Source organism: Castellaniella denitrificans, assembly GCF_042653765.1.
GTDB classification, from domain to species: domain Bacteria; phylum Pseudomonadota; class Gammaproteobacteria; order Burkholderiales; family Burkholderiaceae_B; genus Castellaniella; species Castellaniella denitrificans.
The window spans coordinates 1,045,867-1,060,370 of the sequence record NZ_JBHSEZ010000001.1; the positions used below are offsets into that span (position 1 = coordinate 1,045,867).

Annotated in this window: 10 protein-coding genes; 7 read left to right on the forward strand and 3 right to left on the reverse strand. The window is 71.2% G+C overall.

Going from position 1 to position 14,504, the window contains the following annotated elements; all coding sequences use genetic code 11:
* Positions 1-15: 15 nt before the first annotated feature.
* The 3 genes from ACFO27_RS04885 (at position 16) to leuA (ending at position 5,092) form a co-directional block, all read left to right on the forward strand.
* Positions 16-558, forward strand: coding sequence for a hypothetical protein (locus ACFO27_RS04885; protein ID WP_376816266.1), 543 nt, complete (start codon positions 16-18; stop codon positions 556-558).
* A 253-nt stretch (positions 559-811) separates the two neighbouring features.
* A complete protein-coding gene (locus ACFO27_RS04890) occupies positions 812-2,980 on the forward strand; it encodes a TonB-dependent receptor plug domain-containing protein (protein WP_376816267.1) in 2,169 nt (722 codons plus the stop codon).
* 408 nt (positions 2,981-3,388) lie between these two features.
* Complete coding sequence (gene leuA / locus ACFO27_RS04895) at positions 3,389-5,092, forward strand: 2-isopropylmalate synthase (RefSeq protein ID WP_376816268.1); 1,704 nt, start codon at positions 3,389-3,391, stop codon at positions 5,090-5,092.
* Positions 5,093-5,268: 176 nt separating this feature from the next.
* On the opposite strand, the gene ACFO27_RS04900 is transcribed toward leuA, so the two are convergent.
* The gene (locus ACFO27_RS04900) at positions 5,269-5,586 is read right to left on the reverse strand and encodes a hypothetical protein (RefSeq protein ID WP_376816269.1); all 318 of its coding nucleotides are present in this window, start codon (positions 5,584-5,586) and stop codon (positions 5,269-5,271) included.
* Positions 5,587-5,615: 29 nt separating this feature from the next.
* Positions 5,616-5,960 (reverse strand): DUF1840 domain-containing protein, encoded by a 345-nt coding sequence (locus tag ACFO27_RS04905; protein ID WP_376816270.1) that lies wholly within the window; start codon positions 5,958-5,960, stop codon positions 5,616-5,618.
* 92 nt (positions 5,961-6,052) lie between these two features.
* Here ACFO27_RS04905 and ACFO27_RS04910 point away from each other — a divergent pair, with 92 nt between their 5' ends.
* From ACFO27_RS04910 to ACFO27_RS04925, 4 genes are all read left to right on the forward strand, one after another.
* On the forward strand, positions 6,053-10,030 hold the full coding sequence (locus ACFO27_RS04910) for a DUF6531 domain-containing protein (RefSeq protein WP_376816271.1): 3,978 nt from the start codon (positions 6,053-6,055) through the stop codon (positions 10,028-10,030).
* A gap of 117 nt (positions 10,031-10,147) precedes the next feature.
* Entirely contained in the window at positions 10,148-11,830 is a 1,683-nt protein-coding gene (gene argS / locus ACFO27_RS04915) for an arginine--tRNA ligase (protein ID WP_376816272.1), read from the forward strand.
* A 1-nt stretch (position 11,831) separates the two neighbouring features.
* Positions 11,832-12,527: an SPOR domain-containing protein gene (locus ACFO27_RS04920; RefSeq protein WP_376816273.1), complete on the forward strand. Its 696-nt coding sequence runs from the start codon at positions 11,832-11,834 to the stop codon at positions 12,525-12,527.
* A 23-nt stretch (positions 12,528-12,550) separates the two neighbouring features.
* Positions 12,551-13,177 (forward strand): thiol:disulfide interchange protein DsbA/DsbL, encoded by a 627-nt coding sequence (locus tag ACFO27_RS04925; RefSeq protein ID WP_376816274.1) that lies wholly within the window; start codon positions 12,551-12,553, stop codon positions 13,175-13,177.
* A 109-nt stretch (positions 13,178-13,286) separates the two neighbouring features.
* Here the strand turns inward: ACFO27_RS04925 and metC are convergent, their stop codons facing one another.
* Positions 13,287-14,504, reverse strand: coding sequence for a cystathionine beta-lyase (gene metC / locus ACFO27_RS04930; RefSeq protein ID WP_376816275.1), 1,218 nt, complete (start codon positions 14,502-14,504; stop codon positions 13,287-13,289).

Here is a 14,504-nt window from a genome sequence, read left to right on the forward strand (position 1 = left end):
ATCTAAAATAAAGCCATGAAACCGGAACGAAATGAATCCTCCAGCCGTCGGGACCACGCCTTGCTGCGCAGGATCCTGCTCAGGCTCACCGCCACGTCCAGGATCCTCGCGGCCGCCCTGGTCGTGATGGTCGTCCTGATCTGGTATGACGCGCTGAACCGGCTGCTGGCTTTCGGCAACGGCATCGATTATGCCGGAAACCGCATCGTAGGGGCGGAAGCCACCGCCTTGCTGCAGCGCTACAACCCCTACTTCTGGGGCGCGCTGGTCACGCTCTGCTCCCTGCTGCTGGCCTACCTGACCTGGCTGGCCGTGCGCGCGATCATGGCGCGCGCACGCCTGCGTCCCGTCGATCCCGCCTCCTTCCAGCAACTGGCCGACCAGTTGTCCGGCGCCACGCTGGACGTGCTGCTGTGGGCCTGGCAGACCCGCGACGAACCCCTGCGCGTGGGCGACCTGATGCTGACCCGCGACGAACTGTCCGCCGGCCGCGCCGCCCGGCTGCATCGCGCGGCCGAACAGCTCGCCGTCCTGGAAAACGCCCGCCAGCGGCAGTAACGCCCCTCGGCCGGGCTTCCCGGCCGGTCCGTGCGCACGCCATCGTCCCGGTCTCGACTTCCCTCAGGCCTCGGCTTCTCTCTTCATACAATCGCATATGAGAATAATTATCATAATCATTGATTAATGCGTTTAGATTCCCTATAGTGTGGCTCGCGCCCGGGCAATCCACGCCGCCCGGCTCCCTCGTCCCTCCCCGAGCCATGATCGCGTCCCGCCCGTCCTGTCACTGATCCACACAGGGAACCCAAAAATGAACCATGCGATCATGGGCCGGGGAGAAGCATCCGCCGCGCTGCGCGTCGGGGCGCGCGCGCTGGCGCTGGCATTCAGCCTGCCGCTGGCCGGCGCGGCCTTCGCCCAGGAAACCGGCACGCAGCACGCCACCTGGCTCGACACCATCACCGTGACGGGCACGCGCACCGAAACATCCGTCATGAACAACCCCGCCTCGGTCTCGGTCGTCGACCGGGAGCAGATCGAGCGCCAGGCGCCCGAGAGCATCGCCGAGCTGGTGCGCGACGTACCCGGCGTCGAGGTCGTCGACGCGTCCGCGCCGGGCATGAAGCGCCTGCGCATCCGGGGCGAATCCTCGCACCGCGTGACCATCCTGGTCGACGGGCAGGAAATCACCGACCACAGCGACTATGGCACGCCCATCCTGGTGGACCCGGCCAACGTCGAGCGCATCGACGTCATCCGCGGGCCGGCCTCGGTGCTGTACGGCGCCAAGGCCATCGGCGGCGTGGTCAACATCATCACCAAGCGCGGCGCGCCCAGGCCCATCCAGCTGGAAACGGGCGGCAGCTACTATTCCGGCACGCGCGGCTGGCAGGGCTGGGCCGCCGTGTCCGGCACCGTGGGCGATTTCGACTACCGCCTGTCGGGCAGCGCCGACCGCCACCACGACCGCGAAGTGCCGAACGGCCGCTACACCCAGGACGGCCGCCTGGACGGTTCCAGCTACCGCGACAGCGACGTGGCGCTGCACCTGGGCTACACCTTCGGCCAGAACCGCAACCACTACCTGGCGCTGAAGGCCGAGCAGCACATCCTGAGCACGGACAGCTGGACGGATCCGGATTACCTGCAGGACCCGATCCGCGATTTCCGCATCGAGCTGCCCAAGCGCGACCTGCGCAAGGCCGGCCTGTACTACGACGCCAAGGACCTGAGCCCCGTGGTCAGGAAGATCCACGTCGACGCCTACCGCCAGACCGTGGACCGATTGTTCGAGAACCGGGTCGAAGTGCAGCCGACCTCCTTCATGAACGTCAAGAACACCGCCACCTCGGACGACCGCAACCTGAACTACGGCGGCACCGCGCAGATCGACCTGGCGCTGCACCCCGACCACTACACGATCGCCGGCGTGCAGTACCTGATGGACGACCTGGACACCAGCAAGAACAGCATCACGACCACCTACAGGACGGTTCCGTTCCCCACGACGACCGTGAAGGTCAGCCCGACGCAGACCCGCGCCTCGATCCAGACGGCCTCGGTGTTCGCCCAGGACGAATGGTCCTTCGCCCGGGACTTCAAGCTGACCGCGGGCCTGCGGTACTACCACGTGCGCTCGACCCTGGACGAAACCACCAGCGCCGCCCTGGCGGACCAGGACGACGGCACCACCAACCGCCTGGTCAAGTCCCTGGGCCTGACCTGGAGCGGCCTGCGGCACACCACCCTGCGCGCCCTGTATTCCGAGGGCTACACCATGCCGACCCTGGCGCAGATGTACTCCGACACCACGGCCGGCAGCGGCAATCTGACGCGCGCCAATCCCGGCCTGAAGCCCGAGACCTCGCAGAACTACGAGCTGGGGGCACGCTACCAGAACGCGGGCGTGGTCCTGGACGCCGCCCTCTTCTACACCCAGGCCAAGGACTACATCGGCACGGCGCCGTGCGCCTCGACGGGCACCTGCCCGGCGGGCTACGCCGCGAGCGACCGCACCTACATCAACACCGACCGCGCCGACACCCACGGCGTCGAGCTGGCCGCCGAATACACGCTGCCCGGCACGGGCTTCACCCCCTACGTGTCCGGCGCCTGGATGCAGCGGGAGCTGAAGTACGCCGCCTATTCGACCAGGAACAGCGGCGTGCCGGCCTTCTCCGGCCGCGCGGGAGTGCGCTACGACACGGCGCTGTACGGTGCCGACGTCTGGGCCGACCTGTTCGTGCGCGCGGCGACCCCGATCAAGGAAACCACGCTCGACGGCGCCGCCTTCACGACCGAGCGCCTGCCGGGCTGGGGCACGCTGAACCTGGCCTTCGGCGGCACGCACGGCAAGGACCGCAAGATCCAGGTCGGAGTGCAGTTCAACAACATCCTGGACAAGGAATACCGGAGCTCGCTCAACACCCTGCCGGGCACCGGCCGCAGCGTGGAAGTCACCCTGCGCACGACCTTCTGAGCCCGCCGGCCCGGGCCGCGGACCGCGTGCGTCCGCGGCCCGAAAGCCATCCCGGCGCGCGCCCGGATGCCTGGACGCGCCGTTGCGCCGGCGCCGCATCCCCGCCGGGGAACCGGCCGGCGGCGGCCGCCCGTCCGGGGGAAACGGCGCGATTCCCTTGCCAAGCGGCGGAAAATATGTTTGACTTCCGTACATGAACTCCACGCGCGCTTCCTTCCGTGACTTCCCGCAGCCCTCCGCTGCGGGGCGCGCGCGTCCGTCGTTCTCCCCCCTCTCCCTGTCGGGTCTACTGCTGCTAGCGATCGGTTGCCGGGCCTAGCGCCGCGTGGCAGTTCGGCAGCCTGTTTCGCCACACCCTCGCATTTCCGCGTCCGCGATCCGGGCGCACCCGCCCAGACAGGTACCGACATGATCAAGAACCCCGCCGAAAAATACATTCCGTTCGCCGCGTTCACGCGCGACTTCTCCGAGCGCACCTGGCCCAGCCGCCGCATCTCCGCCCCCCCGATCTGGATGAGCACCGACCTGCGCGACGGCAACCAGGCGCTGATCGAACCCATGAGCGTGGAGCGCAAGCTGCGCTTCTTCGAGCAATTGCTGAAGATCGGCTTCAAGGAAATCGAGGTCGGCTTTCCGTCCGCGTCCCAGACCGACTTCGACTTCGTGCGCAAGCTGGTCGACGAAAAGCGCATCCCCGACGACGTCACCATCATCGCCCTGACCCAGGCCCGCGAGGACCTGATCCAGCGCACGGTCGAAGCCTGCGCGGGCGCGAAGCACGCCATCATCCACATGTACAACGCCTGCGCGCCGGCCTTCCGCAAGATCGTCTTCCGCATGAGCCGCGACGAGGTCCGCGCCATCGCCGTCGAGGGCACCCGGATCGTCAAGGCCGAAGTCGCCAAGCATCCGGAAACCCACTGGCGCTACGAATATTCGCCGGAAGTCTTCAGCACCACCGAACCCGACTTCGCGCTGGAAGTCTGCAACGCCGTGGTCGACACCTGGCAGCCGACCGTCCAGGACAAGATCATCCTGAACCTGCCGGCCACGATCGAGGCCACCACCCCGAACCTGTACGCCGACCAGATCGAATGGATGCACACCCATCTGGCGCAGCGCGACAAGATCGTCCTCAGCGTCCATCCCCACAATGACCGGGGTACGGCCGTGGCCGCCGCCGAATTCGCCGTCATGGCCGGCGCCGACCGCATCGAAGGCTGCCTGTTCGGCAACGGCGAGCGCACCGGCAACGTGGACCTGGTCACCCTGGCGCTGAACCTGTACACCCAGGGCATCCATCCGGGCCTGGACTTCTCCGACATCGACGAAGTCCGCCGCTGCGTCGAATACTGCAACCAGTTGCCCGTGCACCCGCGCCACCCCTACGCCGGCGACCTGGTCTTCACGGCCTTCTCCGGCTCGCACCAGGACGCCATCAAGAAGGGCTTCGCGGTGCAGCAGGCCGACGCCCCCTGGGAAGTCCCCTACCTGCCCATCGACCCGGCCGACCTGGGCCGCAGCTACGACGCGGTCATCCGCGTCAACAGCCAGTCCGGCAAGGGCGGCGTGTCCTTCCTGCTGGAGCAGGAACACGGCCTGGTCCTGCCGCGCCGCCTGCAGATCGAATTCAGCCGCGCCATCCAGCGCGTCACCGACGAGACGGGCCGCGAAGTCACGCCCAAGGACGTGTTCGAGGTCTTCTCCAACGAATACCTGGACCGCGAGACGCCGATGAAGCTGATCCGGCATCGCATCACCGGCAGCCCCAAGGCCACCGGCCAGAAGCAGTTCATGATCGAGGCCGAGCTGGAAATCGACGGCCAGGTCCGCCACCTGTCGGGCAAGGGCGACGGCGCGATCTCGGCCTTCGTCGACGCGCTGGGCATCGAGGCCCGCGTGATGGACTACCAGGAACACGCCATCGGCACCGGCACCGACACCCGCGCGGCGTCCTACATCGAGATGCGCATTCAGGACGCTCCCAGCGGCTACGGCGTCGGCATCCACGAGGACATCGTGACCTCGTCCTTCCTGGCGATCCTGAGCGCGGTCAACCGCCACGCGGCGGCGGGCGGCGACGTCCGGCCCCGCGCCTCGGTCGCGGCCTGATCCTCCGATGTGAATGTGAAGCGGGCGCTCCGTGCGGAGCGCCCGTCATCCGGAACTTCAGCGCCATCGGGCAGCGCCGCCTCCGTATCCAGGAGGTTCACCCGGCACCACAAGCGCCCGCCTCGTTCAGCCCCGTCCCACAGGATGGGGCTTTCGTTTGCGTGTGTGCGGGCGGATCAATAGACGATCGACAGGCCCGGCAGATCCACCGTCACGCGGGGCTTTTCCAGCGCCTGGACGGCATGGCCGGCGAATTCCCGCGCCAGGTCGGGCTGCGAGGACAGGCGGCTGTAGCCCAGGGCGTCGGCCACCCCCAGGATCTTGTCGAGCAGCAGCACCTTGCCGCTGACCCGCAGGGGCTCGCAGTCCAGGGATTCCCAGGTCCGTTCGAACCATTCGCGGGCGGCGCGCGCCTGTTCGGGATCCACCGGCGCCTCGACGGGCAGTTCCAGCGAGCGATGGGCATCGAAAATCACGATCACATGACCCTGCATGGGGGTTTCTCCGTGTGAAAAACGTGAATTTACCAGGACGGGGCGGGTTCCCAGGTGACGTCCTCGCCCTTTTCGCGGGCCAGGCGCAGCATGGTCAGCAGCGGCCAGGCCCGGCGGCGCATGCCGACCGGCTGGGCGATGGGATGTTCAACCGTGTCGTCGTGGTCGCCGGAGGCGTCGTCGTGACCGGGATCGGCGGCCACCAGCGCCTCGATGCCGGCGATGGCCGTGTCCAGCTGCGCCCGGGTGATGACGCCGCGTTCCGGCAGGCCGGGCGCGTCGAAGGTCTTGCCGGCGGCCAGCAGGATGGGCCGGGCATGCTGGGCGAACATCAGGACTTCCGCCGCGGATTTCGACTGGAACAAAATGAGCATGGTGGACTTCCCGCAATGGACACATTCATACACTACCTGAACTTCAACCCCCTGCCAAGCCGCACAATGAGCGCTCCGACAGGAGGTCTTCCATGCCCGAAACCCTTGCCCGCCGCCGCTTTCCGCCCTGGCTGGCCGGACTGCCGCTGGCGCTCGCCCCCTGGCCGCCGCCCGTCCCGGCACAGGCCGCGTCCGCCCTGAGCTGCCCCGCGCCCCAGGCCCAGGCGCCCTGCGGCGCGGGGTCGGCCCGGGGACCGGCGGCCGAGCCCGCGCCCGACCCGGGCATCGCCAATCCCGTGCATCTCGCCACCGGCGAGAAATTCCTGCGGGAAACCGACCTGCCCGAGCCGTTCGCGGGCGGCCATCCGTCCTTCATCCGCCTGTACCGCTCGGGATCCGTGGAGGACGGGCCGCTGGGCCGAGGCTGGACCAGCGAATACGACATCCGGCTGCGGCCGGCCCCGGACGGCTGGCGACTGGACCTGCCCGACGGCAGGCGAGTGCGCTTCGACGCCCGGGGACTGGGCTCCGGACCCACCGACGGCCGCATCCTGGCGCCGGACCGGACCGCCGCGCGGGCCATGGATGACACGGGCGGCGGGGACGCTGGAAACGCCGGGCGCGCCGGGGACGCCGCGGACACCGCGGATGCGCGCGCGGCCTGGCTGGGCGCCGACGGCGGCCGGCTGGTCTTCGACGCGCACGGCCGGCTGCGGACGATCGCCGCCCCCGGGCGGCCGGACATCGTCATCGACCGTCACGCCGGCGGCCCGCTGGACGGCCTGGCGCGGGAAATCCGGCGCGGCGCCGCCGCGCTGCGGTTCGACTACGACCCCTCGGGGCCGCGCCCCCTCCTGCGCACGCTGGACACGCCGCTGGGCGTCTTCCGCTACGAACACGCCCAAGGCGCGAACGAGGCGATACCCGCGAACGCGGCCCCGGCCGGCGAAACGCCGGCCGGCGCGATCTCGGCCAGGCATGGCCCCGGCACGGCGCCGGCCCTGCTGGTCGCGGTGCGGCGTCCCGACGGCATGCGCCGCCGCTACCATTACGAGCCCGGACGGCAGGCCGGCCACCCCGCCGCGATCACCGGCGTCACGCTCGAGGCCGCCGACGGCCGGCGCTGGCGCGCCCGCAGCTGGACCTACGACGCGCGGGGCCGCGTCGTCCTGGCGATCCCGGGCGCCCCCGGCGAGACGGCGGGCCGCCTGGACCTGCGCTATCCGGACGGCCCGCCGGGCACCGGCCCGACCCGGGTGGAATCGGCGGACGGCTGGGCGGAGGTGGACCACATCCCGCGCGGCGGCCGGGCCGTGCCGCGCACGGTGCGCACATCGGCCTGCCCCGCCTGTCCAGAAACCGTCCGGCGCATCGGCCACGACACCCAAGGCCGGCTGAGCGCGATCGGCGGCCTGCGCATCCGCCGCGCGGCGGACGGCCGGATCCGCGCGCTGGAACGGACGCGAGGCGGCTGGCCCGGCCTGCGCCTGGACTACGGTTCCGCAGGCCGGCTGACGCGCTGGTCCAGCCAGCTCACGGGCACGACCCGGCTGTCCTACGACCCGCGGGGCCGCCTGGCCGGCCGGGATCAGCCCGGCGGCGGACGCCTGGACATCCGCCGCGACGCCATCGGCCGCCCCGTCCGGCTGCTGCACACGGCGCCGGGCCGGCCGCCGCTGGAGATCGGCCTGCGCTGGCGGGGCGACCGCCCGATCCGCCTGACGCATCCCGAGGAAACCGAATACCTGCAGCACGACGCGCACGGCCGGGTGACGGCCCGCGCCGTCCGCCGGCCCCACCCGCGAGGCGCCCTCAATTACCGGGAACGCTTCGCCTACGACGCGCGGGGACGGCTGACGCGGCACGATCTACCGGAAGGCGGATCGCTACACTACGCCTGGTCCGGCTCGGACCGCCTGGACCGCCTGGACTGGGAAGCCGCCGACGGCGCGCGCCGCACCGTCGTCGACTCCACACCGGGCCGCGCCGGCTACCGCTACGGCAACGGCCTGTGGCTGCAAACGGCCGCCGGACCGGACGGACGGGCCGATACCCTGGTCCTGTCCGACGGGCCGCGCATCCTGTGGGGCGAGCGGCGGCGCCACGACGCGCGCGGCCGGGTCGAACGCCTGAGCACATGCCTGGCGCCCGGCCGCTGGCGGCATCAGGCCCTGGCCCACGACGGCCGGGACCGGCTCATCGGCTTCCAGGACGGCGCGGCCCGGACCTGGCTGGCCTGGGACGAGGACGGCAGCCTGGCCGCCCGCCTCGACCGGCCCATCGGCCCGCCGGATGCCTCGCGCGCCGGCCGCATGCGGGCCGGACCGCGAGACGCCGCGCTTCGGCCCGCTGAAACGCCGGAGACGGAAGGCGCGGGCGCGGCCCTGCCCGAGATCCCCCGCGACGCCGCCGGCCTGCCCCTCGCGGTCGGCGGCCGCGCGCTGCGCCACCAGGCCCAGGGCCGGCTGGCCGAGATCCTGGAAGGCGGCCGGCCCCTGGTCCGCTACGCCTACAACGCCCGGGGCCAGCGGATCCGCCGCGTCCGGGACGGGGAAGAAACCGAACGCTATTACCTGGACAACCGCCTGGCGGCGATCTGGCGGCGTCCGGCTCCCGAACCGCCCGGCGGCACCCGGTCCGGAACCGGGCCCGCCCCCGCGCGCTCCCCGGTCTTCGGCGTCACCCAGCGCTACCTGTACGCCGGCGAAGCCCCCGTCGGCCTGCTGCAGACGGAGGCCGACGGCCGGACCCGCCTGTATTACCTGCACGCCGACCTGCTGGGCGCGCCCGTCCTGGCGACCGACGACGAGCGCGCGGTGCGCTGGGCCGCCGCCTACGACGCCCTGGGCCGCGCGACCCGCCTGCGCGGCGACCTGGACCTGCCGCTGCGCAGGCCGGGCCAGGACGAAGATCCGGCGACGGGCTGGCACGACAACGTCTTCCGCACCTTCCTGCCAGGACGCGGCCACTACCTGGAGCCCGACCCCCTGGGGCCGCTGCCCGGCCAGCAGGCCCTGGGCTACGCCGCCCAGCAGCCCCTGCGTCACGCCGATCCCCTGGGCCTGATCCTGCTGGCCTTCGACGGCACGCGCTACGGGCCGCGCAACCAGGGCAACGTCTGGAAGCTCGCCCAGGCCTACGAGGACGGCCCGGCCTACTACCACGCCGGACCCGGCAACGCCTACTACGCCGACTGGGACGCGGTCACCGCCGCCGGCAGCCGCCAGATCCTGAGGAACCAGTGGCAGTCCCTGCTCAACGCCCTGGACCGGGCGCAGGGCGCCGCCGTGCCGGTGCCCATCGACATCCTGGGCTATTCGCGCGGAGCGGCCCTGGCCCGCGACTTCGCCAACCGCATCGCGCGGCACACCCGCGACGGCTGGTTCTCCTACGACGATCCGCTGCGCGGGACCATCGGCCTGTGCGTCGACCTGCGCTTCCTGGGCCTGTTCGACACCGTGGCGCAATTCGGGCTGCTGGGCGCGGCCAACGCCGGCTTCGACCTGGGCATCGCCGGCGCCTGGCACTGGGTGGCGCACGCCGTGGCCCTGCACGAGCTGCGCGCCCTGTTTCCCCTGGTCTCGGCGGCCGGCGACGCGGGCAACACGGTCGAAGCGCCCTTCATCGGCGCCCACGCCGACATCGGCGGCGGCCTGCTGCTCGACGAGCGGCTGCGGCCCATCCCGGACGGCGACCTGTCGGACGTGGCCCTGAACTGGATGCGCTGGCAGGCCCTGGCCGCCCTGGTGCCCCTGGCGGAACTGGCGCCCGACGACAGGACGGTGTCCAGCCCGCTGCTGCACGACGAGCGCGGCCCCGCCCTGCGCGGCCTGCCGCCGGGCGACCGGACGCTGCAGGACGCCGCCACGCGGCCGATCGGCCCCCAGGGCGCGGACCCGCGCCTGGGCGATGCGCAGCGGCGGATCGTCGAAGCCTTCATCCGTCGCGCCGACGTCCCGGACGGAAGTCCGGGGTCCGTCGCCGGCACCGTGGACATGGCGGCCTACGGCGCCTGGCTGGAAGCCGAACGCGGCCTGCCCGGGATGGCCGCCGCGGCACGGCGGCCTTGAGGAATCTCTGAACCAGTCCTCGCGCCGCGTGCCTCTGCGGATTCGCTTTCCGCCCGACTTATCCAGAGGTTCCTGAAATCGGGCTATCATTTCGGGATCCCCTCAGATACGGACACCATGCTACCCGAGCAACACACCCGGCTCATCGCCATCCTGCGCTCCGTCCTGGACACCCTGATCCCCGGCCAGCCCCTGGACATCACCCTCGAACGCCCGAAAGTCGCCGCCCACGGCGACGTGGCCAGCAACGTCGCCATGCAGGCCGCACGCGCGGCCCGGCGCAACCCGCGCGAGCTGGCCCAGGCCGTCGCGGCGGGCGTCCTGGCCCACCCGGACGCGGCCGGACTGATCGCCTCGGCCGAGGTCGCCGGACCGGGCTTCATCAATTTCCGCCTGTCGGCCGCCGCCCACCAGGCCGTCCTGGACGCCATCCAGGCCCAGGGCGAACGCTACGGCCACCGGCCCGCCACCGACGAGCGCGTGCTGGTGGAATTCGTCTCCGCCAACCCCACCGGCCCGCTGCACGTCGGCCACGCCCGCCAGGCGGCGCTGGGGGACTCCATCTGCCGCCTGTTCGCCACCCAGGGCGCCCAGGTCTCGCGCGAGTTCTACTACAACGACGCCGGCAACCAGATCCACAACCTGGCGATCAGCGTCCAGGCCCGGGCGCGCGGCATCGAGCCCGACGACCCCGCCTTTCCCGCCGACGGCTACCGGGGCGAATACATCCAGGACATCGCGCGCGACTACCTGGCCCACGCCACCGTCCAGGCCAGCGACGGCGACCCCATCCAGGCGTCCGGCGACCTCGACGACCTGGACGCCATCCGGCGCTTCGCCGTGGCCTACCTGCGCCGCGAACAGGACCTGGACCTGCAGGCCTTCGACCTGCGCTTCGACAACTACTACCTGGAAAGCTCGCTCTACACCAGCGGCCGCGTCGAACGCACCGTCCAGGCCCTGATCGACGCGGGCCACACCTACGAACGGGACGGCGCGCTGTGGCTGCGCACCACCGAACTGGGCACCGGCGACGACAAGGACCGCGTCATGCGCAAGTCCGAGGGCGGCTACACCTATTTCGTGCCGGACGTGGCCTACCACGTCGCCAAATGGGAACGCGGCTTCCGCCACGCCATCAACATCCAGGGCACCGACCACCACGGCACCATCGCCCGCGTGCGCGCGGGCCTGCAGGGCCTGGGCCTGGGCATCCCGGCCGATTACCCGGCCTACGTGCTGCACAAGATGGTGCGCGTGATGCGCGACGGTGCCGAGGTCAAGATCTCCAAGCGCGCCGGCAGCTACGTCACGCTGCGCGACCTGATCGACTGGGTCGGGCGCGACGCGGTGCGCTTCTTCCTGGCCCAGCGCCGCGCCGATTCCGAATTCGTCTTCGACATCGACCTGGCCCTGTCGCACAGCGAGGAAAACCCGGTCTACTACATCCAGTACGCGCACGCCCGCATCCACTCGCTGCTGCGCCAGCACGACGCCGGCAGCCAAGCACGGGCGGCGGACCCGTCCCTGCTGACGGCCCCCACCGAAATCACGCTGCTGCAGCGCCTGGCCGAATACCCCGGCGTGCTGACGCAGGCCGCCCGCGAACTGGCTCCGCACCAGTTGGCGTTCTGGCTGCGCGACTGCGCCGCCGACTTCCACGCCTGGTACAACGCCGAGCGCATCCTGGTGGACGACCCCGCCCTGGGCGCCGCCCGCCTGCGCCTGGCCCGCGCCACCGCCCAGGTGATCGCCAACGGCCTGGGCCTGCTGGGGGTCGGCGCCCCCGAGCGCATGTAGCATGGCCACCCGCAAGAAATCCTCGCGGTCGGGCAGCGCCTGGTTCGGCCTGGTCCTGGGCATGGTGCTCGGGGTGGCGGCCGCGGTGGCCGTGGCCCTGTTCGTCACCAAGGCCCCGATGCCCTTCAAGGACAAGGCCAGCCGCGACGCCCCGACCACCCTGTTGCCGGACGTGAAGAACGCTCCGGATCCGAACATCGCCCTGTACGGCAAGGACGGACCGGCGGGCACCCGCTCGGCCGCCCAGGGCGGCAGCGGCACCAATCCGCCGGCCCCGGCGCCGGAACCCGGCGCACCGCCGGAAAATCCCCTGTCCGACGCCATCGGCCAGATCATCGCCGGGCTGGACAAGCCCGAGGTCAAGTCCGCCCCGGCGCCAGCCGTCCCCCCGGCCGCGCCGCAGACGAGCCAGCCCATTCCGCCGCCGCCCCCCCCGCCGCCCGCCGCCCGGCCGGCGCCCGGCACGCAGACCACCTATTACCTGCAGACCGGGGCCTTCCGCTCACAGAAAGAAGCCCAGGCCATGCTGGCCCGGGTCGTGCTGCTGGGCCTGCCGGTGCGCATCGAAGCCGGCGAGTCCAACGGCACCCCCATCAACCGCGTGCGCGTCGGCCCCTTCAAGGGCATCGACGAAATGAACCGCGCCCGGGCCCGCCTGGGCGACGAAAAGATCGAATCGACCGTCGTCCGCCCCTGAACCGCCTCTCCAAGGAGCCCACCATGAAGATCGCTCTGTTTTCCCGTCTCGCGTCGGGCCTGGTCCTGGGCCTGGCCGCGCTGGCCATGACGCCCGCCCAGGCGGCGCCCTACGACACGCTCGATCCGGTCCAGCCTTCGGACACCCCGGGCAAGATCGAGGTCCTGGAATTCTTCTTCTACACCTGCCCGCACTGCAATCACATCGAGCCCCTGGTCGAGAAATGGCGCAAGACCCTGCCGGACGGCGTGGCCTTCAAGAGCGTGCCCGTGGCCTTCAACGCCGGCATGCGCGACATGCAGAAGCTCTACTACACCCTGGAAGCCCTGGACCGGCTGGACCTGCACCCGGCGGTCTTCAAGGCCATCCACGAGCAGCACAAGGACCTGACCCAGGCCAAGGAAATCATCGACTGGGCCGTCGCCCAGGGACTGGACCGCCAGGCCTTCACCGACACGTTCAATTCCTTCGGCGTGCAGACCAAGGTCTCCCGCGCCGACGAGCTGACCAAGTCCTACCACGTGGAAGGCACGCCGACGCTCGCCATCGGCGGCCGCTACCTGACTTCGCCCGCGCAAACCGGCACCTACCAGAACGCCATCGACGAGGCCGACAAACTGGTCAAGCAGTTGCTGGCCGGTAAGCAGTAAGGTTCATCGCTGTCCGCAGCCCGCGGCCGCCTGCTGTCCACCTCGCGGCCCGCGTGCGGCTCGGATACGCCAGGCGGCGGTCAAGAGGATGTAGATACGAAGTGCCCGCCTAGCCGCGCCCAGCCGCCTCGAACGCCTGCGCCAGATCCGCGATCAGGTCGGCCGGATCCTCCAGGCCGATGTGCAGGCGCAGGACCGTGCCCTTGCGCATGCGCTCGTCGGCGATCCGCGCCCAGTAGCCGTGCGAGGCCAGGGCGCCGGGTTCGACCTGCGTGACCAGGCTTTCGTAGCCGCCCCAGGAATACCCGATCCCGAACAGCCGCAGGCCGTCGATCAGGCGGCGCACCTGGGGTTCGGTGAAATCCACCGCCACGGACAGCAGGCCGTTGGCCCCCGTCGCGTCGCGCCGCCACAGCGCATGGCCCGCGTCGTCCGGCCATGCGGGGAAGAAGATCCGCGACACCTGGGGCTGGGCGTCCAGCCAGCGGCAGACCTCCATCGCGTGTTCCGCGCAGGCGCGCAGGCGCACCCCCAGGGTGCGCGCCCCGCGCAGCGCCAGCCAGGCGTCGTCCGCGCTGACGGTGCTGCCCAGGGCGTAGTGGGTCTCGTGCAGCCTGCCGACCAGCGCCGGATCGCGGGCCACGGCCGCGCCCAGCATCAGGTCGGAATGCCCGCCGAGATACTTGGTGGCCGCGGTCACCGACACGTCGGCCCCCAACGCCAGGGGCCGGTAGATGTAGCCCGCGCCCCAGGTGTTGTCGGCCACCACGGTCAGGCCCTGCTCGTGCGCCCAGCGCGCCAAGGCGGGCAGGTCCAGCATTTCCATCAGCAGCGAGCCCGGGGATTCCAGGTACAGCACCCGGGTCTCGGGGCGCAGGGCGGCCCGCAGGCTGTCGAGGTCGCCGCGCACGAAATCCATGGCCACGCCCATGCGCGACAGCACGGTCTTGTGGAAGTAGCGCACCGGCCCGTACACGCAGTCCACGACCAGGGCGTGGTCGCCCTGGCCCAGCAGGGCCATCAGCGCCATGCTGATGGCCGCCATGCCGGACGGCGCCAGGAACGCCCGTTCCCCGCCTTCCAGGCGGCACAGCAGCGTTTCCAGGGCCTCGTGGGTCTGCAGGCCGACCCGGCCGTAGGTGGGTACGCGCTCGCCGCGCTGCTTGGCCGCCTGGGCGCGGTCCAGCACGTCCATCGAGGCGAAGCGCACCGTGCTGGCGCGGTACGAGGGCAGGGCCACCGGCCCGGAGCCGGTGACGGGGTCCAGGGGGGCCTGGCCGATGTGCTGCAGCAGGGTGTCGGTGCGATCGGAATCGTGGAATGTCAT

Bases quoted from the DNA above. Each gene is read 5' to 3' on its own strand.
- ACFO27_RS04885 (WP_376816266.1), top strand. From the start codon at position 16: ATGAAACCGGAACGAAATGAATCCTCCAGCCGTCGGGACCACGCCTTG.
- ACFO27_RS04890 (WP_376816267.1), top strand. From the start codon at position 812: ATGAACCATGCGATCATGGGCCGGGGAGAAGCATCCGCCGCGCTGCGC.
- leuA (WP_376816268.1), top strand. From the start codon at position 3,389: ATGATCAAGAACCCCGCCGAAAAATACATTCCGTTCGCCGCGTTCACG.
- ACFO27_RS04900 (WP_376816269.1), bottom strand. From the start codon at position 5,586: ATGCAGGGTCATGTGATCGTGATTTTCGATGCCCATCGCTCGCTGGAA.
- ACFO27_RS04905 (WP_376816270.1), bottom strand. From the start codon at position 5,960: ATGCTCATTTTGTTCCAGTCGAAATCCGCGGCGGAAGTCCTGATGTTC.
- ACFO27_RS04910 (WP_376816271.1), top strand. From the start codon at position 6,053: ATGCCCGAAACCCTTGCCCGCCGCCGCTTTCCGCCCTGGCTGGCCGGA.
- argS (WP_376816272.1), top strand. From the start codon at position 10,148: ATGCTACCCGAGCAACACACCCGGCTCATCGCCATCCTGCGCTCCGTC.
- ACFO27_RS04920 (WP_376816273.1), top strand. From the start codon at position 11,832: ATGGCCACCCGCAAGAAATCCTCGCGGTCGGGCAGCGCCTGGTTCGGC.
- ACFO27_RS04925 (WP_376816274.1), top strand. From the start codon at position 12,551: ATGAAGATCGCTCTGTTTTCCCGTCTCGCGTCGGGCCTGGTCCTGGGC.
- metC (WP_376816275.1), bottom strand. From the start codon at position 14,504: ATGACATTCCACGATTCCGATCGCACCGACACCCTGCTGCAGCACATC.